General features: G+C 71.6%; 20 protein-coding genes and 2 tRNA genes. 10 read left to right on the top strand and 12 right to left on the bottom strand.

Annotated elements, in window-relative coordinates:
• Positions 1–6 precede the first annotated feature (6 nt).
• A complete protein-coding gene (locus BMW88_RS04435; protein WP_089949470.1) occupies positions 7–198 on the top strand; it encodes a DUF1918 domain-containing protein in 192 nt (63 codons plus the stop codon).
• Here the strand turns inward: BMW88_RS04435 and BMW88_RS04430 are convergent.
• Positions 195–1,007, bottom strand: a complete 813-nt coding sequence (locus BMW88_RS04430; protein WP_089949469.1) for an inositol monophosphatase family protein — start codon at positions 1,005–1,007, stop codon at positions 195–197. The genes BMW88_RS04435 and BMW88_RS04430 overlap by 4 nt on opposite strands.
• Before the next feature lie 23 nt (positions 1,008–1,030).
• Positions 1,031–2,011: a malate dehydrogenase gene (locus BMW88_RS04425; protein ID WP_089949202.1), complete on the bottom strand. Its 981-nt coding sequence runs from the start codon at positions 2,009–2,011 to the stop codon at positions 1,031–1,033.
• Between the two features lie 92 nt (positions 2,012–2,103).
• Here BMW88_RS04425 and BMW88_RS04420 point away from each other — a divergent pair, with 92 nt between their 5' ends.
• Positions 2,104–2,703 carry a pentapeptide repeat-containing protein gene (locus BMW88_RS04420; RefSeq protein WP_089949201.1) on the top strand — a complete coding sequence of 200 codons (600 nt, stop codon included), beginning with the start codon at positions 2,104–2,106 and terminating at the stop codon, positions 2,701–2,703.
• Here BMW88_RS04420 and BMW88_RS04415 read toward each other — a convergent pair.
• Positions 2,689–5,280: a TNT domain-containing protein gene (locus tag BMW88_RS04415; RefSeq protein WP_089949200.1), complete on the bottom strand. Its 2,592-nt coding sequence runs from the start codon at positions 5,278–5,280 to the stop codon at positions 2,689–2,691. The two genes, BMW88_RS04420 and BMW88_RS04415, sit on opposite strands and share 15 nt — an antisense overlap.
• A 127-nt stretch (positions 5,281–5,407) precedes the next feature.
• Between BMW88_RS04415 and BMW88_RS04410 the strand changes: the two genes are divergently transcribed.
• From BMW88_RS04410 to BMW88_RS04400, 3 genes are read left to right on the top strand one after another with little or no spacing between them, the layout of a single operon-like run.
• Positions 5,408–6,340 carry a DMT family transporter gene (locus BMW88_RS04410; RefSeq protein ID WP_245777549.1) on the top strand — a complete coding sequence of 311 codons (933 nt, stop codon included), beginning with the start codon at positions 5,408–5,410 and terminating at the stop codon, positions 6,338–6,340.
• On the top strand, positions 6,337–7,185 hold the full coding sequence (locus BMW88_RS04405; RefSeq protein ID WP_089949196.1) for a bifunctional methylenetetrahydrofolate dehydrogenase/methenyltetrahydrofolate cyclohydrolase: 849 nt from the start codon (positions 6,337–6,339) through the stop codon (positions 7,183–7,185). The genes BMW88_RS04410 and BMW88_RS04405 overlap by 4 nt, the downstream gene beginning before the upstream one ends.
• A gap of 13 nt (positions 7,186–7,198) precedes the next feature.
• Complete coding sequence (locus BMW88_RS04400) at positions 7,199–7,492, top strand: DUF3017 domain-containing protein (RefSeq protein WP_089949468.1); 294 nt, start codon at positions 7,199–7,201, stop codon at positions 7,490–7,492.
• On the opposite strand, the gene BMW88_RS04395 is transcribed toward BMW88_RS04400, so the two are convergent.
• Positions 7,482–8,051: a TetR/AcrR family transcriptional regulator gene (locus BMW88_RS04395; RefSeq protein ID WP_089949195.1), complete on the bottom strand. Its 570-nt coding sequence runs from the start codon at positions 8,049–8,051 to the stop codon at positions 7,482–7,484. The two genes, BMW88_RS04400 and BMW88_RS04395, sit on opposite strands and share 11 nt — an antisense overlap.
• A 73-nt stretch (positions 8,052–8,124) precedes the next feature.
• Between BMW88_RS04395 and BMW88_RS04390 the strand changes: the two genes are divergently transcribed.
• The 3 genes from BMW88_RS04390 (at position 8,125) to BMW88_RS04380 (ending at position 9,152) form a co-directional block, all read left to right on the top strand.
• Positions 8,125–8,688 (top strand): dihydrofolate reductase family protein, encoded by a 564-nt coding sequence (locus tag BMW88_RS04390; RefSeq protein ID WP_089949194.1) that lies wholly within the window; start codon positions 8,125–8,127, stop codon positions 8,686–8,688.
• A gap of 202 nt (positions 8,689–8,890) precedes the next feature.
• A tRNA-Arg gene (locus BMW88_RS04385) sits at positions 8,891–8,962 on the top strand.
• 118 nt (positions 8,963–9,080) lie between these two features.
• Positions 9,081–9,152: transfer RNA gene (locus BMW88_RS04380), tRNA-Asn, on the top strand.
• 1 nt (position 9,153) lies between these two features.
• Here BMW88_RS04380 and BMW88_RS04375 read toward each other — a convergent pair.
• Genes BMW88_RS04375 through BMW88_RS43095 form a run of 3 tightly spaced genes read right to left on the bottom strand, consistent with a single transcriptional unit; the run spans position 9,154 to position 14,996 of the window.
• Positions 9,154–12,441 (bottom strand): error-prone DNA polymerase, encoded by a 3,288-nt coding sequence (locus tag BMW88_RS04375; protein WP_089949192.1) that lies wholly within the window; start codon positions 12,439–12,441, stop codon positions 9,154–9,156.
• A 60-nt stretch (positions 12,442–12,501) separates the two neighbouring features.
• The gene (locus tag BMW88_RS04370) at positions 12,502–14,004 is read right to left on the bottom strand and encodes a DNA polymerase Y family protein (protein ID WP_089949190.1); all 1,503 of its coding nucleotides are present in this window, start codon (positions 14,002–14,004) and stop codon (positions 12,502–12,504) included.
• Positions 14,001–14,996: a hypothetical protein gene (locus tag BMW88_RS43095; RefSeq protein WP_245777548.1), complete on the bottom strand. Its 996-nt coding sequence runs from the start codon at positions 14,994–14,996 to the stop codon at positions 14,001–14,003. The genes BMW88_RS04370 and BMW88_RS43095 overlap by 4 nt, the downstream gene beginning before the upstream one ends.
• Positions 14,997–15,219: 223 nt before the next feature.
• Between BMW88_RS43095 and BMW88_RS04360 the strand changes: the two genes are divergently transcribed.
• Together BMW88_RS04360 and BMW88_RS04355 are read left to right on the top strand one after the other, a co-directional pair.
• A complete protein-coding gene (locus BMW88_RS04360; RefSeq protein WP_143115962.1) occupies positions 15,220–15,969 on the top strand; it encodes a hypothetical protein in 750 nt (249 codons plus the stop codon).
• A complete protein-coding gene (locus BMW88_RS04355; RefSeq protein WP_089949187.1) occupies positions 15,966–16,565 on the top strand; it encodes a hypothetical protein in 600 nt (199 codons plus the stop codon). The genes BMW88_RS04360 and BMW88_RS04355 overlap by 4 nt, the downstream gene beginning before the upstream one ends.
• A 69-nt stretch (positions 16,566–16,634) precedes the next feature.
• Here the strand turns inward: BMW88_RS04355 and purH are convergent, their stop codons facing one another.
• From purH to sucD, 5 genes are all read right to left on the bottom strand, one after another.
• Complete coding sequence (gene purH, locus BMW88_RS04350; protein WP_089949185.1) at positions 16,635–18,206, bottom strand: bifunctional phosphoribosylaminoimidazolecarboxamide formyltransferase/IMP cyclohydrolase; 1,572 nt, start codon at positions 18,204–18,206, stop codon at positions 16,635–16,637.
• Positions 18,203–18,823 (bottom strand): phosphoribosylglycinamide formyltransferase, encoded by a 621-nt coding sequence (gene purN / locus BMW88_RS04345; RefSeq protein WP_089949184.1) that lies wholly within the window; start codon positions 18,821–18,823, stop codon positions 18,203–18,205. Before purN ends, purH begins: the two co-directional genes overlap by 4 nt.
• A 61-nt stretch (positions 18,824–18,884) precedes the next feature.
• Positions 18,885–20,483 carry a cell division protein PerM gene (locus tag BMW88_RS04340; RefSeq protein ID WP_089949182.1) on the bottom strand — a complete coding sequence of 533 codons (1,599 nt, stop codon included), beginning with the start codon at positions 20,481–20,483 and terminating at the stop codon, positions 18,885–18,887.
• 115 nt (positions 20,484–20,598) lie between these two features.
• Positions 20,599–21,351 carry a DUF5336 domain-containing protein gene (locus BMW88_RS04335; protein ID WP_089949181.1) on the bottom strand — a complete coding sequence of 251 codons (753 nt, stop codon included), beginning with the start codon at positions 21,349–21,351 and terminating at the stop codon, positions 20,599–20,601.
• A gap of 266 nt (positions 21,352–21,617) precedes the next feature.
• A complete protein-coding gene (sucD, locus tag BMW88_RS04330; RefSeq protein WP_089949179.1) occupies positions 21,618–22,505 on the bottom strand; it encodes a succinate--CoA ligase subunit alpha in 888 nt (295 codons plus the stop codon).
• Positions 22,506–22,510: the final 5 nt, after the last annotated feature.

Raw genomic sequence — 22,510 nt, 5'->3', positions numbered from 1 at the left:
AGCACCATGCAAGCAACAGTCGGTGACAGGCTCCACGTCCACAGCCGCTCCATCGGCCTCGAGGAGCGCCTGGGCGAAATCCTCGAAGTGCGCGGGAACGACGGCCACCCGCCGTACCTGGTCCGGTTCAACGACGGGCACGAGGGGCTGGTGTTCCCCGGGCCCGACTGCATCGTCGAGTCCAGGGGCGCCGTCTAACCCAGCACCGTCGCGATCAACTCCTCGGCGAGCTGAGGAGTCGCTGCCGCCACGCCTGACCACCGGTGGGTCAGGTCGGGCTCGAACGTGAACGGCCGCCCGTGCAGGTCGACCAGCACCCCGCCCGCGGCGGGTACGGTGACCAGCGCCGTCGCGAGGTCCATGATCCGGTGCGTGTCGCTGCCCGGATCGATGAAGGCGTCGACGGTGCCCTCCGCCACCAGCATGGTCTCCAGGCAGGTCGTGCACAGCACCCGGATGCGGTCGGCGCGGTTCGCGATGCGCAGCCACGCGTCCTGAGTGCCGGTCTTCGGCCGCATCAGGCACACGGACGCACCGTCCAGCTTGGTGCGTCCGGTGGTGCGGAACGACGCGGGGACTCCTGCGCGCGCGTGCCACGCACGGCCGGTGTCGAACCACGTCGTCAGCGCTTCTTTTGCCGTGCCGTCCTCGACGAGCGCACCGGCGAAGCACGAGAGGGGAACGCCGAACGCGGCGTTCGCGGATCCGTCGACCGGGTCGACGACGAGGGTGATCGAGGAGCCGTTGTCGACGAACCCGGCTTCCTCGGAGAGCAGGTTCACGCGGCTGCGGTGGACGGACTCCAGGATCGCGTCCTCGACGATGCGGTCGACGCGCATCGTCGGTGTTCCGTCGGCGCCGTCCGCGACTTCCTCGCGGAGCTCGAGGCGCGTGTGCAGGGATCGGGCAGCCCCGTACGCCGCCGAGGCCGCACGGGCGGCGTCGGCGAGCGCGGGGTGCACGTCGTCGGAGAGCTGTGGCTGGGGAACGGGCCAAGGAATCAGCACGGTCCCCACACTGCCACGCCGGATCAGATCAGGCCGAGGCCCTTGACCGCGTCGCGCTCCTCGACCAGCTCGGCCACGGAGGCGTCGATGCGGGCGCGGGAGAAGTCGTCGATCTCCAGGCCCTGGATGATCTCGTAGCTGCCGCCGGAGCAGCGGACCGGGAACGACGAGATGATGCCCTCGGGCACGCCGTACGAACCGTCCGACGGCACGGCCATCGAGGTCCACTCGGTGCCGTTGACCCAGTCGTAGATGTGGTCGATGGCGGCGTTCGCGGCGGACGCGGCCGAAGACGCGCCACGGGCCTCGATGATCGCCGCGCCGCGCTTCGCGACGGTCGGGATGAAGTCGTTCTCGAGCCACGCCTGGTCGTTCACGGCCTCGGCGGCGGTCTTGCCACCCACCTTGGCGTGGAACAGGTCCGGGTACTGGGTCGCCGAGTGGTTGCCCCAGATCGTCATGTTCTCGATCTCGGTGACGGCGACGCCGAGCTTCTTGGAGAGCTGCGACAGGGCGCGGTTGTGGTCCAGGCGGGTCATCGCGGTGAAGCGCTCGCGCGGGACGTCCGGCGCGTGCTGCTGGGCGATGAGGGCGTTGGTGTTGGCCGGGTTGCCGACCACGAGCACCTTCACGTCGTCCGCGGCGCCGGCGTTGATCGCCTCGCCCTGCGGCTTGAAGATGCCGCCGTTGGCCTCCAGCAGGTCGCCGCGCTCCATGCCCTTGGTGCGGGGGCGGGCGCCGACGAGCAGGGCCACGTTCACGCCGTCGAACGCGGTCTTCGCGTCGTCGGTGATCGTGATGCCCTTCAGCAGCGGGAAGGCGCAGTCGTCGAGCTCCATCGCGGTGCCCTCCGCGGCCTTCAGCGCCGGGGTGATCTCCAGCAGCCGCAGGTTGACCGGGGTGTCCGGGCCCAGCAGGTGACCGGAAGCGATGCGGAAGAGCAGTGCGTAGCCGATCTGGCCGGCTGCACCGGTGACAGTGACGTTCACGGGCGTGCGGGTCATGAGCCTTCCCGAATGACGGTCCTCGTTGACGTCGGGCGGGTCGCCCGGCGACCCGCACGTTACCAACACGTGCACAGTGCGAGAGTGTGAGAGTGGACAACCCTCTCGAAGAGGTCGGCGAGGACTACGCCGACGCCAACCTCCCTGGCCAGCACTGGGAGAAGCGGTCTTTCACCGACTGCGACTTCGCCGAAGCCGATCTCCGCGAGCTCGTGACGGCCGGGTGCACGTTCACCCGGTGCGACTTCACCCGCACGGACCTCGGCGAGTCGAGGCACCACGCGACCGCGTTCCGGCAGTGCACCTTCGACCGCACGGTGCTGACGCGGTCGTCGTTCACCTCGTGCAGCCTAATGGGGTCGAACTTCGTGGACTGCGTGCTGCGGCCGATCACCTTCACCGAGGTGGACTTCACGCTGGCGTCGTTCGTGAAGGCGCCGCTGCACGGCCTGAAGCTCGGCGGCCAGCGGTTCCGCGAGACGAACCTCAGCGAGGCCGACCTGCGCAACACCGACCTGAGCAAGGCGGACCTCATGGGCGCGCGGCTGCTCGACGCCAAGCTCGACGGGGCGGACCTGCGCGGGGCTCAGCTCGACGCGAACGGGCTCCGGCAGGCCAAGCTCGCCGGAGCCCTGATCGACATCGACACCGCGATCGCGTTCGCGGCGGCCTACGGCCTAGTTGTCGGCTGATCCCGTGATCTCCACGAGGACGCCGTCGGCGACCATCTCCTCGACCGCCTTCGGCAGCAGGTAGGCCGTGCCGCCGCCGGGCTGCTCGAACCACGGCACGGCCACGCCCGTCAGCACCTCGAGCGGGCGGCGCAGCCGGTACACGCGGTACGGGCGGTTGATCCACGACGGCACGAGGCTGCGTTCCGGGAACGGCGTGCCCGCCACGTAGACGAGGTTGCCGCTCTGGTCGCCGTAGCGGTCGACCTCGGTGCCCGCCGGCAGCTCGAACATCTGCTTGTGGCGGAACAGCGTGAGCGGCGGCTCGCCGGGCAGCGGCGAGATCGGGAACTTCCGCTTCGACGGCTCGTCCTGCGCGACGGCCGCGGCGACCGCTGCGGCCACCGGCACCTGCCCCGGCAGCGGCGGGGGTGGCGGCGGGAGCTGCTGCACCGGGGCCGGCGGCAGCGGCGGACGCGGCGGGACGGGCCGGCGCGGCTCCTCGCGGAAGCCGTTGGTCATCGGCCGCTGCGGCGGCGGTGGCGGCTGCGGCGCGCGCGGGATGGTGCGGAAGTTGCCCATCACCAGCCTGCCCACCAGGTACGCCGACGCGTCCTCGACCTTGTCGAACCGCACCGGGCTCTTCGGGCCGTGGTCGTACCAGCACACCTCCCAGTCGTCGCCGTCGAGGCGCAACGTCCAGGTGCGGTCGGCGGGCTCGCCGATCCGGTACACGCCGTGCGGCACGTTGAGGTCGTCGAGCGCACGGCGGGTGCCCGCCAGCTCGCGGTCCTCCTCGGGCGTGACCTGGCGCGGCGGCTTCACCGGTTCGGGCTCGGGGGCCGGCTCCGGCTCCGCCTCCTTCCCGGTGAAGCCCGGCTCGGTGAAGAGGGCCGCGTCGAACTGCGTCGTCTCCTCGACCGCGGCGGGCGCCGGGACCGCGGGAACCGCCGGGGGCGGCGCGGGCGGCAGCACCGGCGAGGGCTCCGCGGCCTGCTCCTGCTCGAAGCGGGACTCCGCCGGCTCCTCGAACGCCTGCTCGAACGACCGGGTCGACTCGATCTCGTCCTCGGCCAGGTCCGGCTCGTCCTCGGCGACCGGGACGACGGGGTGCTCCTCGGTGACCTCGGACGCGCTCTCCAGCGGCTCGTCGAGGACCGGGCTCCACGCCATCGTGTCCTGCATGGCGTCGCGCGGGCGTTCCTCGGTGTCCCCGAGGAGGCTGTCGGTCAGCTCCTCCTCGCGGTGGTGCGTGAGCAGCTCGGGCTCGCGGTGGTGCGTGAGGAGCTCCGGCTCGTCCGGCCCCGCGGTGGGGATCTCGGGGTCGTCGGTGACGTCCACGGCCGGGTGTTCGTCGCCGTCGTCGTCCTCGTCCGGCTCCGCGACGGTGATCTCCGCCACCGGCTCCGGTTCCGCGAGGTCGCTCGGGTGCGGCGCGAAGAGGTCCATGCCGGCGCCGTAGGTGTCGCGCAGGTGCCGGTCGTCGACGTGGTCGGGCACGCCGTCGGAGTCGAAGACCACCCGGTAAGGGGGTCCGTCGCCGGTCAGCGGCGGCGTCGCCACCGCGATCGTGGCGCCGAGGTCGTCCTGGCCCGGATCGTCGTCGTCGACCTGCCGCTGCTCGGTGGTGACCTCGGCCTCCTGCGGCTCGGGGACCGGCGAGGAGAAGGCGTACTCCTCGGGTTCGGGCTCGTCGTCGAACGACGGCGCGGGGACGAACTGCGTCTCCTCGGCCGGTGGCACCGGTTCCGGCCCTGGTTCGGGCAGCGAGGGCACGACGGTGCCGGGAGGCGCGGCGGGCGCGCCCAGGTTCGCCGCGGCGGCGAGCCTCGCCTCCTCGGAGACCTCCGGCAGCGCGAAGCCGGCGGCGCGGGCGCGCTCGACCAGCTCCGGTTCGGGCGGCACGCCGTACTTGCGCAGGTAGAACGAGATCCCGGCGGGCCAGATCCACACGCCGTCGGTCTGGAACCCGGACGGCACGACCGGCGGCGAGTCGGGGTGCAGGACGTCGGCGTCGAAGCCCCGCCCGGCCACGGCGACCGGCGCGGCCGACAGGTACGCCAGCAGCGGCGCGACCTCGGGCTCCGGCACGGGCGGCCGGTTGACCGACGGACGACCGTTCGGTCCGGCGCCGTCGAACACGCGAGCGGTGCGGAACACCGGCGTCGGCGGGTTCAGGCGGCGGCGCAGCCACTCGGGGACGTTCTCCTCGGCGCGCGGGAAGAACCGCATCTCGTCGAAGTACGCCTGCTGCGGAGGCGGCGTCTGCCAGCTCGGCTCGGCGCGGTCGAAGTCGAGGTTGTAGCTGGAGGGGTGGTCGAGCTGGTAGCGCGCGTTCGTCCAGCTACCCCTCCCCTCGCGGTGCATGCCGGCGCGCAGCCGCGCGAACAGCGACGCCACGTCCTGCGGAGGGGCCCACGAGTGCGAGGTGCCGTCCTGGAGCCGCATCTCGGCCTCCAGCTCGAAGTACCGCCCCGTGGCGCGGTACTGCGCGACGACGCTGCGCCAGTCCTCCGGCGCGGCCCGCATGAGGGTCAGGCCGATCTGCTTAACGAGAGCGTCCTGCTCGGTAGGGTTCAACGGCTTCGGCTCGGACACGCCAACATCTTCCCCCGCAACTCGCTGGATCGCACACGTCCCCCGCTGCTGCGCCGAACGGTGGAGGCCCGACCATAACGCGGGGCACGTCCCAGGTTAAAGCTGATCAAGAACACTCTCGTCTGCGGTGGAGGGGCATGTGGCGCGGTCCGCGCAGGTGACCGGTGGTCTGCTCGCGGCGGCCGGAGGTGTGGCCATCGCCGTCCAGGCCCGCGTCAACGGCTCGCTGGCGCAGGAGCTGCACAACGGGCTGCTAGCGGCGTTGATCTCCTTCGGCGGCGGGTGGTTCGTGCTGCTCGCGGCCGTCCTGTCGCGGCAGTCCGGGCGCGCCGGGCTGGCGCGCTTGCGCGACGCGCTGGCGCACCGCCGGATCCGCTGGTGGGAGTGCGTCGGCGGGATCAGCGGCGCGGTGCTGGTCGGCTCCCAGGGGCTCACCGTCGCGACGATCGGTGTGGCGGTGTTCACGGTCGCGGTGGTGATCGGGCAGGTGGTGAGCAGCGCGGTCGTGGACCACCTCGGGATCGGGCCGGGCGGGTCGAAACCGATCACCCGCACCCGCGTCGCCGGAGCGGCCGTCGGTGTCGTCGCCGTCGCGGTCGCCGTGTCGCACCAGTTCACGTCCACCGGCGCGCTGTGGTTCGCGGTGCTGCCGCTGGTCTCGGGCCTGCTGATGGGCTGGCAGCAGGCGGTGAACGGGCTGGTGCGCGAGGCGGCCGCGCACTCGACGGCGACGATCCTGGTGAACTTCACCGTGGGCACGGCCGCGCTGGCCGTGGTCAACCTGGTCGTCCGGGGTGGCGTGCCGGGTGGGTTCCCGTCCACCTGGTGGCTCTACCTGGGCGGGTTGCTCGGCATCGTCGGCGTGGGCGGCGCGATCGTGTCCGTGCGGTTCATCGGCGTGCTGATGGTCGGGCTCTGCGGCGTGAGCGGGCAGCTCATCGGGGCCCTGCTGCTGGACGCGGTGAGCGGTCACCTGGCGCCGCCGACGGCGGTCGGCGTGGCGCTGACGCTGGTGTCGGTGGGCGTCGCGGCGCTGCCCAATGGGAGGATGAGGTCGTGACTGCGACGCTTCTCAACGGCAACGAAACCCGCAACGCGCTGTTCGAGGACCTGAAGGCGCGGGTCGCCGCGCTGCCCGGCTCGGTCGGTCTGGCCACCGTGCTGGTCGGCGACGACCCCGGCTCGCACTCGTACGTCAAGGGCAAGCACCGCGCGTGCGAGAAGGTCGGCATCTCCTCGATCCGGCGCGACCTGCCGGAGGAGACCACGCAGGAGGAGCTGGAGGCCGTCATCGACGAGCTGAACGCGAACCCCGAGGTCACCGCCTACATCGTGCAGCTCCCGCTGCCGAAGCACCTCAACGCGAACGCGATCCTGGAGCGCATCGACCCCGCCAAGGACGGCGACGGCCTGCACCCGGTCAACCTCGGCAAGCTGGTGCTCGGCGAGGAGGCCGCGCTGCCCGCGACCCCACGCGGCATCGTGGAGCTGCTGCGCCGCTACGACGTGCCGCTCGCGGGCGCGAACGTCACCGTGGTCGGCCGCGGCGTGACCGTCGGGCGCCCGATCGGCCTGCTGCTCACCCGCCGCACCGAGAACGCCACCGTGACGCTGTGCCACACCGGCACCAAGGACCTCGCGGCCGAGGTGCGCCGCGCGGACATCGTGATCGCCGGCGCCGGCAGCCCCGGCCTGATCACCGCGGACATGGTCAAGCCCGGCGCGGCCGTGGTCGACGTCGGCATCACCCGCACCGAGGCGGGTCTCGTCGGCGACGTGGCTCCCGAGGTCCGCGAGGTCGCGGGCTGGCTCGCCCCGATCCCCGGCGGCGCGGGCCCGATGACCGTGGCGATGCTGCTGACCAACACCGTCGAAGCCGCCGAGCGCGCCCATGCAGCGCTCTGACGCAGAGGCGCTCATGCCGGAACAGCGCTGGCGCTCGGGTCCCGCGAAGCACCTGCCGTTCGCGCTGGTGCTCGGGATCGGCGTGCTCGGGCTGGTGCGGATCTTCCAGTACCACTGGCGGCAGGGCGCGGTCCTGCTCGGCGTGTCGCTGCTGGTCGCGGCCGTGCTGCGGATCCTCGTGACCGACGAGCAGGCGGGTCTGATCAAGATCCGCGGCCGCGGCATGGACGCGTTCCTGTACTCGACGCTGGGCATCGTGGTGATCGCCGTCGCGCTGACGATCACCGGCGGACCGCTCAGCCGATAGCGCGGCCGACCATGACCTCGACGAGCTCGTCGAGGTCCATGGGCGCCACGACGTCCGGCAACGTCAGCCGTTCGTAGATCAGCCCCGTCATCGCGAAGTAGAGCAGGACGACGGCCATCCGATCGCCCGGCAGCCCCGACTCCTCGTTGAACGCGACGTTGGCGTCGATGCCACCGGCGATCGTCGCGGTGAGCGCCGCGCGGATCTCCGGCCTCCTGGTGGCCTCCAGCCGCAGCTCCATCATCGCGAGGTAGCACGCCTTGTCGGCGTCCGCGCGCTTGATGATGTCGTGCATGAACTTCACGGTCAGCGACCTGTCGCGCGGCAGCGCGAGCGACTTCGCGACCGACTCGCCGGACGGCGTGAGCCTCTCGTGCACCCGCGTCATCACCTCCGACATCAGCTCGTCGCGGTTCGCGAAGTAGTTCGACGCCGTGCCCGCGGGCACCCGCGCCCTCGTGTCGATCGCGCGGTAGGTCAGCCCCCGCGCGCCCTCCTCCGCCAGGACGTCGATCGCCGCGTCGAGAAGTGCCGTTCGCCGTGCTTCGTTCCTGACCACGATGCCTCCTTGACAACCACTACAGACATAGTACTACAGTCGTAGTGGTTCAAGTCGACCACAGGGGGATCTCATGCGAAAGCTCGTGTACTACGTGGCAGTGACGCTGGACGGGTTCATCGCGGCCGAGGACGGGACCTTCGACGGTTTCGTCTTCGAGGGCGACCACATGACCGGCATCAACGCCGAGTACCCCGACACGCTGCCCACCCAGTTCCGCGAAGCGCTCGGCCTGCAGGACGCGCCGAACCGGCACTTCGACACGGTCCTGATGGGCCGCCACACCTACCAGGTGCCGGGCGGGCTGGCCTCGCCCTACGCGCACCTGCGCCAGTTCGTGGTGTCGTCGACCGTGACCGGCACGCCCGCCGACGTCGAGGTGATCCGCTCCGACGTCGCCGGGCGCGTTGCCGCACTGAAGGAGGAGGACGGCCTCGACATCTGGCTGTGCGGTGGCGGCAAGCTGGCCGCCGCACTGCTGCCACAGATCGACGCGCTGCTGGTCAAGATTCACCCGGTGACGTTCGGGCGGGGAATCCCGCTGTTCGACGGGAAGGCCGGCATCACGAAGTTCCGGCGCACCGATGCCCGGCTGTTCGAGAGCGGAGTTTCGTTCATGACGTTCGAACGGAATTAATTTGCGTTGACGACGACGATCGGCAGCCGCAATACTTGGTTCACACACCGGACGGAGGGGAAGTCATGAGCCAGCTCTGCGGCGCCGCACGACGCCCCTTCGCACCGCGTAGAGCGGCTTCCACACCATGACCTGGTGAGATTCACGGAAGCCGCCCGTCGGGAAACCGATCAGGGCGGCTTTCTCTTTACCGCGCATTTTTGCCCCTGTAGCTCAATGGAGAGAGTGCGGCGCTACGAACGCCGAGATTCAGGTTCGACTCCTGGCAGGGGTGCTCCACGGGTGCGAGGGAGACGGCAACCCACCTCATTCGGGATGAGGAAATACCGCGTTCGACTCGCGGGCATCCGACGAAAAAGCGGGGCGCGGGCCCGAGGCCTCCGCTCCACCACTCCTCTGAGGTGCTGGCGGCAGCACGCCCGACTGTTACGCGGGAGGACCAGGTTCGAGTCCTGGCAGGGGAACTCAGCGGAAGTCCCGCGACTTCGACGGGATCCGCAGGTCCAGGTGCTGCAACCGGTCCGCCAGCACGCTGACCACGCCGTCGGCCGACTCGACCACGCCCCGCACGAGCATCGCGCCGCTGCTGCGCGCCACCTTCCGGTACCGGGCCCACAACCCCGGCGAGCACACGACGTTCACCATGCCCGTCTCGTCCTCGATGTTGAGGAACGTGACGCCGCCCGCCGTCGCCGGTCGTTGCCGGTGCGTCACCGCACCGCCGATCAGCACCCGCGTCCCGGGCTCGGCGGACGCGAGCGCGGTCACCGGCAGCGCCCCCATCGAGTCCAGGGCAGACCTGACGAACTGGGTCGGGAAGCTGTCGGGCGACAGGCCGGTGGCCCAGACGTCCGCCACCGCCAGTTCCACGTCGTCCATGCCGGGCAGCGCGGGCGCGTCAACGCCGACGGTGGTGCCGGGCAGCCGGTCGGGCCGGATCGCGGCCACCGCGCCGGCCGCCCACAGCGCTTCCCGGCGTTCCAGGCCGAAGCAGGAGAAGGCGCCCGCGGTGGCGAGCGCCTCCACCTGGGCGGTGGTGAGCTGCACGCGGGTGCCGAAGTCCTCCATGTCGCGGAACGGTTGGGCGGCGACGATCCGCTCGGCGTCCGCGGTGCCGATGCCGCGGACGCTGCTCAGGCCGATGCGGACGGCGTTCGCGCCCTCGAACGGTTCCAGGCTCGCGTGCGGCAGCGACCGGTTCACGCACGGGCCGTGCACCGTCACGCCGTGGCGGCGGGCGTCGATCACCAGGGACTGCGGGGAGTAGAAGCCCATCGGCTGGGCGCGCAGCAGGGCCGCGCAGAACGCCGCCGGGTGGTAGAGCTTGAACCACGCGCTCACGAACACCAGGTGCGCGAACGACAGGGCGTGCGACTCGGGGAAGCCGAAGTTGGCGAACGCCAGCAGCTTCGCGTAGATGCGGCCGGCCAGCTCCGCGCCGATGCCGTGCGCGGCGCAGCCCTCGTGGAAGCGGTCGCGCAGGCGTTCCATCCTGGCGGTCGAGCGCTTGGCTCCCATCGCGCGGCGCAGCTCGTCGGCCTCGCCGGCGGTGAAACCCGCCGCGTCCACCGCGATCTGCATGAGCTGTTCCTGGAACAGCGGCACGCCGTAGGTCTTCTTGAGGGCGTTCTCCAGCAACGGGTGGTCGTAGTCCCACTTCTCGGTCCCGTTGCGGCGCCGGATGTACGGGTGCACCGAGCCGCCCTGGATCGGGCCCGGCCGGATCAGCGCCACCTCGACGACGAGGTCGTAGAACTCGCGCGGCTTCAGGCGCGGCAGCGTCGCCATCTGCGCCCGGCTCTCCACCTGGAACACGCCCACGGAGTCGGCCTTCCGCAGCATCTCGTAGACGCGCTGGTCGTTGAGGTCGAGCTGCCCCATGTCGACCTCGACGCCCTCGTGGTCGCGGACCAGGTCGATGGCGTAGTGCAGCGCGGAGAGCATGCCGAGGCCGAGCAGGTCGAACTTCACCAGGCCGATGGACGCGCAGTCGTCCTTGTCCCACTGCAGCACCGTGCGGTTGGGCATGCGGGCCTTCTCCACCGGGCACACCTCGCTGACGGCACGGTGGCAGATCACCATGCCGCCGGAGTGGATGCCGAGGTGGCGCGGGAAGTTCTCCAGCTGCGCGGACAGCTCCAGCACGTCGCGCGGGATGTCGCAGTCGTCGGTGGTGACGCCCAGCGGACCCCACCTGTCGATCTGCTTGCTCCACGCGTCCTGCTGGCCCGGCGAATGACCGAGCGCGCGGGCCATGTCGCGCACGGCGGAACGGGCGCGGTAGGTGATGACGTTCGCGACCTGTGCCGCGTGCCGGCGGCCGTACTTGGCGTAGACGTGCTGGATGACCTCCTCACGCCGGTCGGACTCGATGTCGACGTCGATGTCGGGAGGGCCGTCGCGGGCGGGGGCGAGGAAGCGTTCGAAGAGCAGGTCGAAGCGGACCGCGTCGACGTTGGTGATGCCGAGCGCGAAGCACACCGCGGAGTTGGCGGCGCTGCCCCTGCCCTGGCAGAGGATGTCGTTCTCCTTGCAGAAGCTCACGATGTCGTGCACGACGAGGAAGTAGCCGGGGAACCCGAGCTGTTCGATGACCGCGAGCTCGTTCTCGATCTGCCGGAACGCCTTCTCGTCGTGGTCGCCGTACCGCCGGCGCGCGCCCTCGTAGGTGAGCTTGCGCAGCCAGCTGCTCTCGGTGTGACCGGGCGGCACGTCGAACGGCGGCAGCTTCGGCGCGACCAGCCGCAGGTCGAACGCGAGCTGCATGCCGAGCAGCGCCGCGTTGTGCACGGCGCCGGGAAAGCGGCGGAACCGGTGGAACATCTCCTCGCCGCTGCGCAGGAACGCGGCGGGCGACGGCGGCAGCCAGCCGGCCATGTCGTCGAGACTGCTCCGCGCGCGCACGGCAGCCATCGCGGCGGCGAGCCTGCCGCGACTCGGCGTGGCGTAGTGCACGGCGTTCGTCGCCACGACCGGGAGGTTGAGCTTCTGCGCCATCGCGTTGAGGATGTCGTTGCGCCTGCTGTCCTCCGGCAGGCCGTGGTCGGTCAGCTCGACGTGGACGCGTCCCTTGCCGAACAGGTCGGTGAGCCTGACGATCTCCCGGAACGCCGCCTCCGGGCCCTCCCTGGTGAGCGCCCGGCGGACGGTTCCCTTGCGGCAGCCCGTGAGCACCACGACCTCGCCCCTGGTGTCGGCCACGATCTGCTCGACGTCGTAGACCGGCTTGCCCTTCTCCGCGCCGTCGTCGAGGTGGCCGGTGGTGAGCGTGCGGCACAACGCGTGGTAGCCCTCCTGCTGGCGGGCGAGGAGGAGCAGGTGGTCGCCCCCGGGATCCGGTTCGCCGTTGGCCGGCTTGTCCAGCCCGATGCTCAGCTCCGCGCCGAACACCGTGTGCATGCCGAGCTCCTTGGCGGCCTCGGCGAACCGCACCACGCCGTACATGCCGTCGTGGTCGGTGATCGCGATGGCGTCGAGCTTGAGCCGTTGCGCCTCCTCGACGAGCTCCTCGGGGTGGCTCGCGCCGTCGAGCCAGCTGAAGTTGGAGTGGCAGTGCAGCTCCGCGTACGGCACCCGCCTGCGGGTGACCGCGAGCTCGTCCACGCGCAGCTCGAAGCCCGGCGGGGCGGTGTACCGGTCACGGCGGGGTGACCACGCCGGGCCGTCACCACCGTCGGGTTTCTGCCTGGCCGGCTTGCCGGAGAGAGCGCGCTCCAGCTCGCCCCAGCGGACCGGCGGGTTATTCCACCCCATCGGAAGCCTTGCGCGGCAACGGGATCAACGCCTCCAGCAAATCCCAGTACTCGTCGTGCATCAGTCGTACACCCCTTCCAGGAACCACCTCTGGTTCCTGCGGATCAGCAGGAACGCCTGGTCGTTCGTCTGCACCTGGACGCGCGCGGCCCGGTGCCGCTCCGGCGCCCACCACCGCTCGTCGACCGGCCACGGCCCGGCCCACGCGGTCACCTCCCGCGTCCTCCCCCCGGTGGTCAGCTCCTTCGGCGGCGCGGTGAGCTCGAGACGGCCGGTCACACCGACCTCCCGGCCATCCGCGGCCCTGAGGTCGGCGGGGTCGTCGGCGAGCGTCGCGGGCGCCCTGGTGAGCCGCCCTGGCCACGGGTGGTCCGGGTTTCCCACCGGGGTTCGCTCGTCACCCCACGGCACGAGCCTGACCTGCTCCCGCGGTCCCCTGCCGCCGCCGAGCACGGGCACGAGCACACCGTCCGGGCCGAGCAGGCCCTGGACGTGCAGGAGCGCCCGCACCGCGCGTTCGTCGTCGTGGCCCCACAACCCGAGCTGCAACGCGGTGCCTTCGACGACCTCGACCGGTTCGAGGGTGAGCGTCCTGATGCCCGAGGTGAGCCGTTCGCGGGTGAGCCAGCCGTCGAGCTGCCAGCGCACGCGATCGGCGATCCCCCGTGGTGTCAACGGTTCCGCCGCCCGCCAGACCCGGTGCAGCTCCTCGTCGTTCTCGGTGCGGGCGTGGATGCCGAGCCGCGTGCACGCGAGGCTCCTGGCTGCGAGGTTCTCGTGGAGCCGCTCGGAGAGGAGCTTCGCGGCGAACGCGGCCGCGTCGACGCGCCCGACCGGTTCGTCGAAGGTCTCCGCGACCGCCAGCTCCGGCGCGGGCCTGCGCTGGTCGAGCGGACGTTCCGGCAGGCCCCGGGCCAGCCGGTGCTGCCTCGTCGCCGGCCCGCCGAACCGGGACGCGACAGCGCTCTCCGGCACGTCCGCGAACGCGCCGAGCGTCTTCAACCCGAGCCTGCGCAGCAGGTCGACCAGCTCGGGCGCGTCGAGCTCGTGCACGCCCAGCGGCCGCAGGAACTGCGCGGTCCTGCCCGGCGGGACGACCACGTTGCGGTGCGCGGCTTTCGCGGCGGCGAAGAGGCTGTCCGCCACGCCGACCTGCGCTTCGGCGCCGGTGCGGAACGCGACGTGGTCGACGAGCCGTTCGGCCGCCTGCTCCGCGGATCCGAAGTAGCCGACCGGCCCCCGCGCCGGCACCGCGACCAGACCGGGCAGCACGACCTCGATGCCGGGCGCCAGCTCCTCGACGGCCTCGGCGACCGGCTCGAAGAAGCGGGCGTCGCGCTGCGGGTCGTGCTCGAACACCACCAGCTCCGGGCACATCGACTCGGCCACGCGCCTGCGCATGGCCCGGCGGACGCCCTCGGCGCGCGCCACGGCCGAGGTGGCCACGACCTCGTTGCCGGCGACGACCACCACCGGCACGTGCAGACCGGTGCCGGTGGCGGTGCAGGCGGCGACAACAGGCCAGTCCGGGCACCAGACCGCGAGGAGACGGGCGTCCTTCACGCGGGAGGCTCCGCGGCGGTGTCCGCGAGCGTGGCCAGCGGCGCGCCCAGGGTCTCCACGATGGACCGCGCGGCCGGACGCCGCCCGGCCCCCGGCGACGCGCGACCGGCCGGTTCACCCGCCCGGACCAACGCCGGATCGCCGCCCGGCAGCGGATCACCACCGGCTCGCCGAGCCACCCCCGCCGCCTCCGGCCGGACCACCGGCGCGGTACCCGCGCGCTTGACCGGACGATCGGCCACCCGCCGGGCAGCCAGTTCGTCCGCACCACCCGCCCGCCTGGCGGCCGGCTCGTCGCCCCGGTCCGGACCGGCATCAGCCGGCTCGTCGGACCGGGCCGGTTCGCCGGCCACCAGCGGGAGCTCGATCTCCCCCTCGCCGAACGTCAGCAGCACCCGCCGGGGCCTGCCCGCCGGACCGCGGCCGCCGCTGCACACGCTGATCTGCTGGCGCCGCAACGTTTCCGCGCCGTCGTCGAGGGGGTTCCAGCGCACGGACTCCGCGGTCAGCTCCACGTCGGCCGAGGGCCAGGAACCGAAGGCGATGAGCACGGCGCGGCGTTGGCGGGCGCGGGCCGTGAGGCGGCGCGCCAGCGAAGGAGGCAGTGGGCAGGCGACGGCCACCAGGTCGATGCCGTCGAGCAGGGCCGCGATGACCGGGCCCGGATCCGCGCCGGGGTGTGGGACGAGTGCCAGCCGCCGCACCGAGACCCCGAGCTCGGCCGCGGCCAGCACTCCCACCTGCGGCAGACCGACCACGGCGGCCCAGCAGCCGTCCGCGGTCGCGTCCGCGAGCAGGGCGAGCAGCAACGATGTCGATCCGCCCACCGACACCGTGCTGCCCCGCCGCAAGCCGCCCCACGACAGCAGGCCCGCCAGTTCCCCGCGAACCGGCAGAACCCGCCCCGTGGTGTGGTCGGTGGTGGTGCTGGTCAGCTCGCTGGCCGGGTTCACCCCGAGCGCGGCCAACGACGCCGTTGCCGACCTGGACACTCCACCCACCTCCCGAGAGACCGTGCGCACCCCTGTGCACGGTCGCCGTGGGAAGTTCGGCGACTTGCTTATTCGAACTCCTGTTCGAACGAACGAGATGATCGTAGCGTGCGGGCGCACCCCTGTGTCAATCCCGGAGCATCACCCTTTTGGTGGACACGGCCACACCGGTCCAAGAGGTCCTCTACGGTGCCTTCAGCACTACGGGGAACTGGGGAAACCGATGAACCAACCACCTCCGCACGGCTGGCACCAGCAGCCGCCGCCACCCGGATGGCCGCAGCCGCAACCGCCGCACGGCGGGCAGCAACCACCTCCGGGCTGGGGGCCTCCTCAGCCGGGCTGGGGACCTCCGCGGCCGCCGGGGAAGAGCAAGGCCCCGCTGGTCGCCGGCATCATCGCCGGCGTGCTGGTGCTCGGCGGCGCCGCCACCGCGCTCGTGCTCCACCTCGACGCCAACGCCGACAGCGGCAGCAGCAAGCGCTCGGACAGGCTGCCCTCGTTGTGCGGCAACATCTCCGAGGCCGCCCTGGCCAAGGCGCGCACGACGAACCCGAACGGGCTCGCCTCACGCGAGACGAAGCTGCCGAGCGGCACCCGCACCATCTGCTCGTGGAACCAGACCAAGGGCGTCGACGGCTCCGGCCTGCGCAGCACCGACGTCCACGTCTCGCGCGGGCAGGAGGAGGCGGAGACCGAGTTCGACCGGCTCGTGGCGCAGAACATGGCCAACAACCAGGGCACGCCGCAGCAGAAGCCGCTCGACGGGCTCGGTGACCGGGCCACGGCGGTGCTGGTGGAGACGGACTCGGCGTTCACCGAGATCTCCGTCATCGTGCGCAAGGGCGACGCCATCGTCGAGGTCGACCTCTCCGGCTGGGACGCGGGCTTCTTCGGCAACACCAAGCCCGACGTCGCGGAGCTCGAAGCGGCGGCCAGGGGCGTGGCGGACGAGATGGTCGCGAAGCTTTGACGGGTGAACGGCGGGGACCGCTGGTCGTCGCGCTGGTCATCACCGGGCTGCTGGCGATCGATGCCGGGGTCATCGCCTACGTGCGCGACCCCGGCGTCGTCGAGAGCCACGGCACCCCCAAGCGCGACGACGCACTGCCGTCGTTGTGCCGCAACATCTCCGAGGCCGCGCTCGCCAGGGCCCGCACCACCAACCCGAACGGGCAGGCATCGTCGGAGCAGGAGTCGGGAACCGGCAAGTACACCGTCTGCTCCTGGAACCAGACCGAGGGCGTCGACGGCACCGGCCTGCGCAAGACCCGGGTGGCGGTGTCGAGCGACCTGAGGCACGCGCGGATCGCCTACGAGCAAGCCGTGCAGCAGGCCAGGAGGGGCACGACCACCCAGCGGACGATCGACGACCTCGGCGACCAGGCGTCACTGGTGCGCAGGGAGGAGAACGGAACGGTCTCGATCATCGTCTGGAAGGGCGACAGCGTGACCGAGGTCGTCCACTCGGGCCGGGACGCGGACCGCTCCGGCTCCGTCGAGCCGGACCCCGAGGAGTTGGAGGCCGCCGCGCTGCCCTTGGCCCGCGAGATGGTGGCCGGGCTCTGAACGAGCCGCCTCCCCGCGGTGGGGAGGCGGCCCAGGGGACGTCAGCTCGGGAACGTCAGCTCGGGGACGTCAGTGCGCGAAGTGGCGGGTACCCGTCAGGTACAGCGTGACGCCGGCCTGCTCTGCCTTCTCGATCACCTCGGGGTCGCGCACCGAGCCGCCGGGCTGCACGACCGCGCGCACACCGGCCTCCAGCAGCACCTCGAGGCCGTCGGGGAACGGGAAGAACGCGTCCGAGGCCGCGACCGCGCCCTTGGCCCGCTCACCGGCGCGCTTCACCGCGAGGTGCGACGAGTCGACCCGGTTGACCTGGCCCATGCCGACGCCGACGGTGGCGCCGTCGTCCGCCAGCAGGATCGCGTTCGACTTCACCGCGCGGATGGCGCGCCACGCGAACTCGAGGTCCGCCAGCGTCTTCTCGTCCGCGGGCTCGCCGCACGCCAGCGTCCAGTTCGCGGGCGAGTCGCCGGAGGCGTCGACGGCGTCGCGCTGCTGCAGCAGCAGGCCTCCGGACACCGGGCGCATCTCCGCGCCACCGCGGACGGGCGGCTCGGCTACGAGGATGCGCACGTTCTTCTTGCGCTGCAACACCTCCACCGCACCGTCCGCATAGGACGGAGCGATCACGACCTCGGTGAAGATCTCCGAGACGAACTCGGCCATCTCCACGGTGACCTCGCGGTTCGTCGCGATGACACCGCCGAACGCGCTCAGCGGGTCGCACTCGTGCGCCTTGCGGTGCGCGTCCGCGATGCTCACCTCGGACACCGCGATGCCGCACGGGTTGGCGTGCTTGATGATCGCGGCGCACGGCAGCTCGTGGTCCCAGGCGGCACGCCACGCGGCGTCTCCGTCGAGGTAGTTGTTGTACGACATCTCCTTGCCGTGCAACTGCTTCGCCGACGCCAGGCCCACGCGGCCGTCGCCCTGGGTGTAGATCGCGGCGCTCTGGTGCGGGTTTTCGCCGTAGCGCAGCACGTTCGAGCGGTTCCAGGTCGCGCCGACCCAGCCGGGGAAGCCGCTGCCCTCGTCGTCCGGCGCCAGCGCGCTGCCCATCCAGGACGCGACGGCGACGTCGTAGGACGCGGTGTGGCGGAACGCGTCGACGGCCAGGCGCTGGCGGTCGGCCAGCGTGAAGCCGCCCTCGCGCACGTTCTGCAGCACCCAGTCGTACCGCGCCGGGTCGACGACGACCGCCACGTTCGCGTGGTTCTTCGCCGACGCGCGCACCATCGCGGGGCCGCCGATGTCGATCTGCTCCACGCAGTCGTCGGGGCTCGCGCCGGACGCGACCGTCTGCGTGAACGGGTACAGGTTCACGACCAGCAGGTCGAACGGCGCGATGTCCATCTCGCGCAACTGCTGAACGTGCGATTCCTTGCGCAGGTCGGCCAGCAGACCGGCGTGCACGCGCGGGTGCAGCGTCTTCACGCGGCCGTCGAGGCACTCGGGGAACCCGGTGACCTGCTCGACCGGCGTCACCGGGACGCCCGCGTCGGCGAGCACCTTCGCGGTGCCGCCGGTGGACACGACCTCGACTCCGGCCGCGTGCAGGCCGGTGGCCAGTTCCAGCAGGCCGGCCTTGTCGGAGACCCCGATCAGGGCCCGGCGAACCGGTCGCCTCTCGGCAGGAGTGCTCACGGAATGCTCACCTTTCGTCCGTTCACGGTGCAGCCCTCGCGGGCCAGCCGGCCGACCGTCTCGACGAGCAGCCGGCGTTCGACGACCTTGATGCGTTCGTGCAGGGTCTCCTCGGTGTCGCCGGGTTCGACGACGACGGCCTCCTGCGCGAGGATCGGCCCGGTGTCGACGCCCGCGTCGACCAGGTGCACCGTCGACCCGGTGACGCGCACGCCGTAGGCCAGGGCGTCGCGCACGCCGTGCGCGCCGGGGAAGGCCGGCAGCAGCGCGGGGTGCGTGTTGATCATGCGGCCGCCGAAGCGGGCGAGGAACCGCTCACCGATGATCTTCATGAAGCCGGCGGAGACGACCAGGTCCGGCCGGAAGGACGCGACCGCCTCGGTCAGCGCGGCGTCCCAGGACGCCCGGTCGGCGTGGTCGCGCAGCTTCACGGCGAAGTGCGGCACCCCGGCGCGCTCGGCGCGCTTGAGACCCTCGATGTTCTCGCGGTCGGCGCCGACCGCGACCACCTCGATCGGGAGGTCGGTGGCGTCCAGCAACGCCTGCATGAGGGTTCCGGAACCGGAGACGAGCACGACGACGCGCGCCGGTGTGGGAAGCCGAAGTTCGGTGCTCAGCGTCTACTCCTGGCCTGGTCTTTGCAGCGGTGTTGCAGCAGCTCAGGGCCAGCCTATGACGTCACCGTTCCGGCTTGCCGCCCAGGTCCTCCTCGCGCTCCATGCCGAGCATCTCGTCGAACTCCGCGTCGAAGTCCTCTTCTTCTCCGGGGTGTTCTCCCGAGTCCTCCTCGACGTCATCGGCGTGAGGCTCTTCCTCTTCGTCCGCAACGTCTTCTTCTTCGTCGGCGAGCTCTTCTTCCCCGTCGACGAAGTCCTCTTCCTCGTCAGCGAGGTCTTCGGCGGCTTCCTCGTAGTCGTCGTCCTCGTAGTAGTCGTCGTCATCGAGGTCTTCCTCAACCTCGAACTCGTCGGAGTCCACGACCTCGAGCTGCTCGAACTGGTCGGTCAGCTCGTCGTCCTCGAACACGACGTCGGAGTCCGCGGCCTCGTCCGGGTCCTCGACGAAGTCCGGCTGGACGAACTCGGCGTCGTCGTCGGCCACCGCCTTGGGACGCGTCCCCGCGAGCCAGGCGACCAGTGCGCCCGGCACCAGCACCCACAGCGCGACGAGCAGCGCGAGCAGGCCCGCCGGCACCGTCACCGGGTCGAACGCGCCGGACGCGAGCCGGCCACCGGCCGTCGCGGCCAGCACCAGGCTGCCGACGGCCGCCGTGACCGCGGCGACCAGCACCGCCCGTACCCGCGAGGTCGGCCGGTCGGAGACCTTCCGGCAGGTCCAGCCGACGAACAGGCCGATCGCCGCCGCGCCCGCCAGCACCGCGGGGCTGAACGGGGAACCGTTCTCCGGCATCGCCGCGAGCAGCGGGACCGGCGGCACCACACCGCCGACGAACTGCACCGGCGTGACCTCGACGCCGCCCAGCGAGAACCCGGCGCCCGCGACGTAGGAGAACCCGGCGATGATCGCGTTCGGGAGGTAGCCCAGGCACAGCAGGAACACGCCGAGGGCGACCCCGAGCGTCGGGCCCGTCCCCGCGAAGAGCTCGCTGGTCCTCGGCCACGAGGCCGCGAGTCCCGCCGCCACCGCCAGCGCACCCGCGCTGACCAGCGCGAACAATGCCATGAACCCGGAGCGCAGACCGTGCAGCGCCACCGGGTCGAGCTTGTCGAAGACCACCTCGACCAGGCCGCAGCGCCGGGCCACGCCGATCGTGGCGGCCAGCCCGGACACGGCGGCGCAGCCGAAGAACGCGACGGCGGGCGTGGCGCGCACGACACCCTCGCCCATCAGCAACGCGATCGTGCCGCCGACCACCGCGTGCGCGCTGGCGATGCTCAGCACGACACCGCGTGCCTGCAGCGGTTCGTACAGGCCCAGGCGGTCCGCGGCGCCGGCGGCGGTGCGGCCGACCAGCAGCATCAGCAACGCCGTCGGCAGCAACGGCAGCACACCGAGCTGGCCCGCGTCGAAGCGCAACGGCACGTGGTGCGCCGCCAGCCACGCGGGCGCGGCGGCGCTGAGCACCCCGCCGGTGGAGAACTCGGCGTACGTGGCCGTCGCGGAGACGAGCGCGAGAACGGCCGCCACCGCCGCGTAGCCGACGACCACCGACCCGACCGCCGCCGCGACGAGCACGCGCACGCGTTCGGACCGAGAGAACTCCGGCGGACGCACGGTGGTGACCTCGCGGGTCACATCGCGTTGCAGCACGGGCATTTCCCCACTGTGTCAGGCCGGGTGAGCCGTTCGGGGCAGGCACGCCGGGTCATGCGACAGGGGTGGCGCCGGACGAGACCGGCGCCACCCCTGAGGTCGAACGGTGTCGCGGAACCTACTGCTGCGGTCCGCCGAAACCACCGGGCGGCGTGCCCGGCGAGCCGAACTGGCCCGGCTGCGGCATGAAGCTGGTCTGCTGCGGCGGCTGTCCCGGCTGTCCCGGCTGTCCCGGCTGTCCCGGCTGTCCCGGCTGTCCCGGCTGCTGCTGCGGTTGCTGCGGCTGCTGGCCGAACTGCTGCTGGCCGAACGACTGCTGCGGCGGCTGCTGCTGCGGGAACGCACCGGACTGCGGGTGCTGGCCCTGCTGCGGGAACGCGCCGCTCTGCGGGTTCCAGCCACCGGGCTGGCCCGGCTGGCCCGCGTACGGGTTCGCGGGCTTGGGCTCGAACTTCACGATGCCCTCGGCGAGCAGGAAGGCGAGCACGATCGCCGCCGTCTCCAGCAGCGCCACGATGAGCAGCACGATGTCGAGGCCCTGCACGGACGGCGACTTGATGATGCCCTGGAGCTGCAGCAACGTCTGCACGGTCGCCAGCACCGCGGCCACCGGGACGAAGCCCTTCGGGATGCTCGGCAGCACCGAGAGGCCCGCGAGCATGCCCGCGGCCAGCAGGTACGTGACGTTGCCGCTCACGTCGTCCGCGAACGCGACGAGGTAGGCGATGAGGCCGAGACCCGCCGCGACCAGCGGGAGGATCAGACCGAGGTTGATGCTGTTGGCGCCGGGGGCGCCAGGGGCCTGATGAGGTGCCTGGTGCTGTGCCGGACCCGGCGGCTGCTGCTGGGGTGCGCCGTAAGGCACGGACATGTCGAGGTCTCCTCCTCCAACCGAGTGATTCTCAAAACGCTAGCAGTGTTCGCCGCCGCTCCTGCGGAGGCGGCGGCGAGTCCGTCGAACTCGCAAGTCCACGCCGGCTGCTCAGACGTCGGACCGATCATCCCGGTTCCGCCACACGAGCGAGGGCCGGACTCCGAAAGTACGCGGAGTCCGGCCCTCGTCTGCTGCCTCCTGGGAAACGCGGGAGCCCCACGTTTCCCTCTGGGGAACGTGGGGGCCCCGCGTTGCCAGGCAGGTCAGAGAGACTGCATGATCTCGCGCATCAGCGCGGCGGTCTCGGACGGCGTCTTGCCGACCTTGACACCGGCGGCCTCGAGGGCCTCCTTCTTCGCCTGCGCGGTGCCCGCCGAGCCCGAGACGATGGCGCCGGCGTGGCCCATCGTCTTGCCCTCGGGGGCGGTGAAGCCCGCGACGTAGCCGACGACCGGCTTGGTCACGTGCTCCTTGACGTAGGCCGCGGCGCGCTCCTCGGCGTCGCCGCCGATCTCACCGATCATCACGATCGCGACGGTCTCCTCGTCGGCCTCGAAGGCCTCCAGGGCGTCGATGTGCGTGGTGCCGATGATCGGGTCGCCACCGATGCCGATCGCGGTGGAGAAGCCGAAGTCCCGCAGCTCGTGCATCATCTGGTAGGTCAGCGTGCCGGACTTCGACACCAGGCCGATCTTGCCGCTGCCCGCGATGTTCGCGGGGATGATGCCGGCGTTCGACTTGCCGGGGCTGATGATGCCGGGGCAGTTCGGGCCGATGATGCGGGTCTTGTTGCCCGTCGCGACGGCGTGCGCCCAGAAGTAGGCGGTGTCGTGCACCGGGATGCCCTCGGTGATGACGACGGCCAGCTCGATCTCGGCGTCGATCGCCTCGATCACGGCGGCCTTCGAGAAGGCCGGCGGGACGAAGATCACGGTCACGTTCGCGCCGGTGGCCTCCATGGCCTCCTTGACGGTGCCGAAGACCGGGAGCACGGTGCCGTCGAAGTCGACCTTCTCGCCCGCCTTGCGCGGGTTCACGCCACCGACGATGTTCGTGCCGGACGCGAGCATGCGCTTGGTGTGCTTGGTGCCCTCGGCACCGGTCATGCCCTGGACGATGACCTTGCTGTTCTCGTTGAGGAAGATAGCCATCGTTC

The organism is Lentzea xinjiangensis (assembly GCF_900110955.1).
GTDB classification, from domain to species: Bacteria; Actinomycetota; Actinomycetes; order Mycobacteriales; family Pseudonocardiaceae; genus Lentzea; species Lentzea xinjiangensis.
The sequence above is the reverse complement of the archived record's forward strand: the minus strand, read 5'-3'. Positions and strand labels throughout refer to the sequence as shown.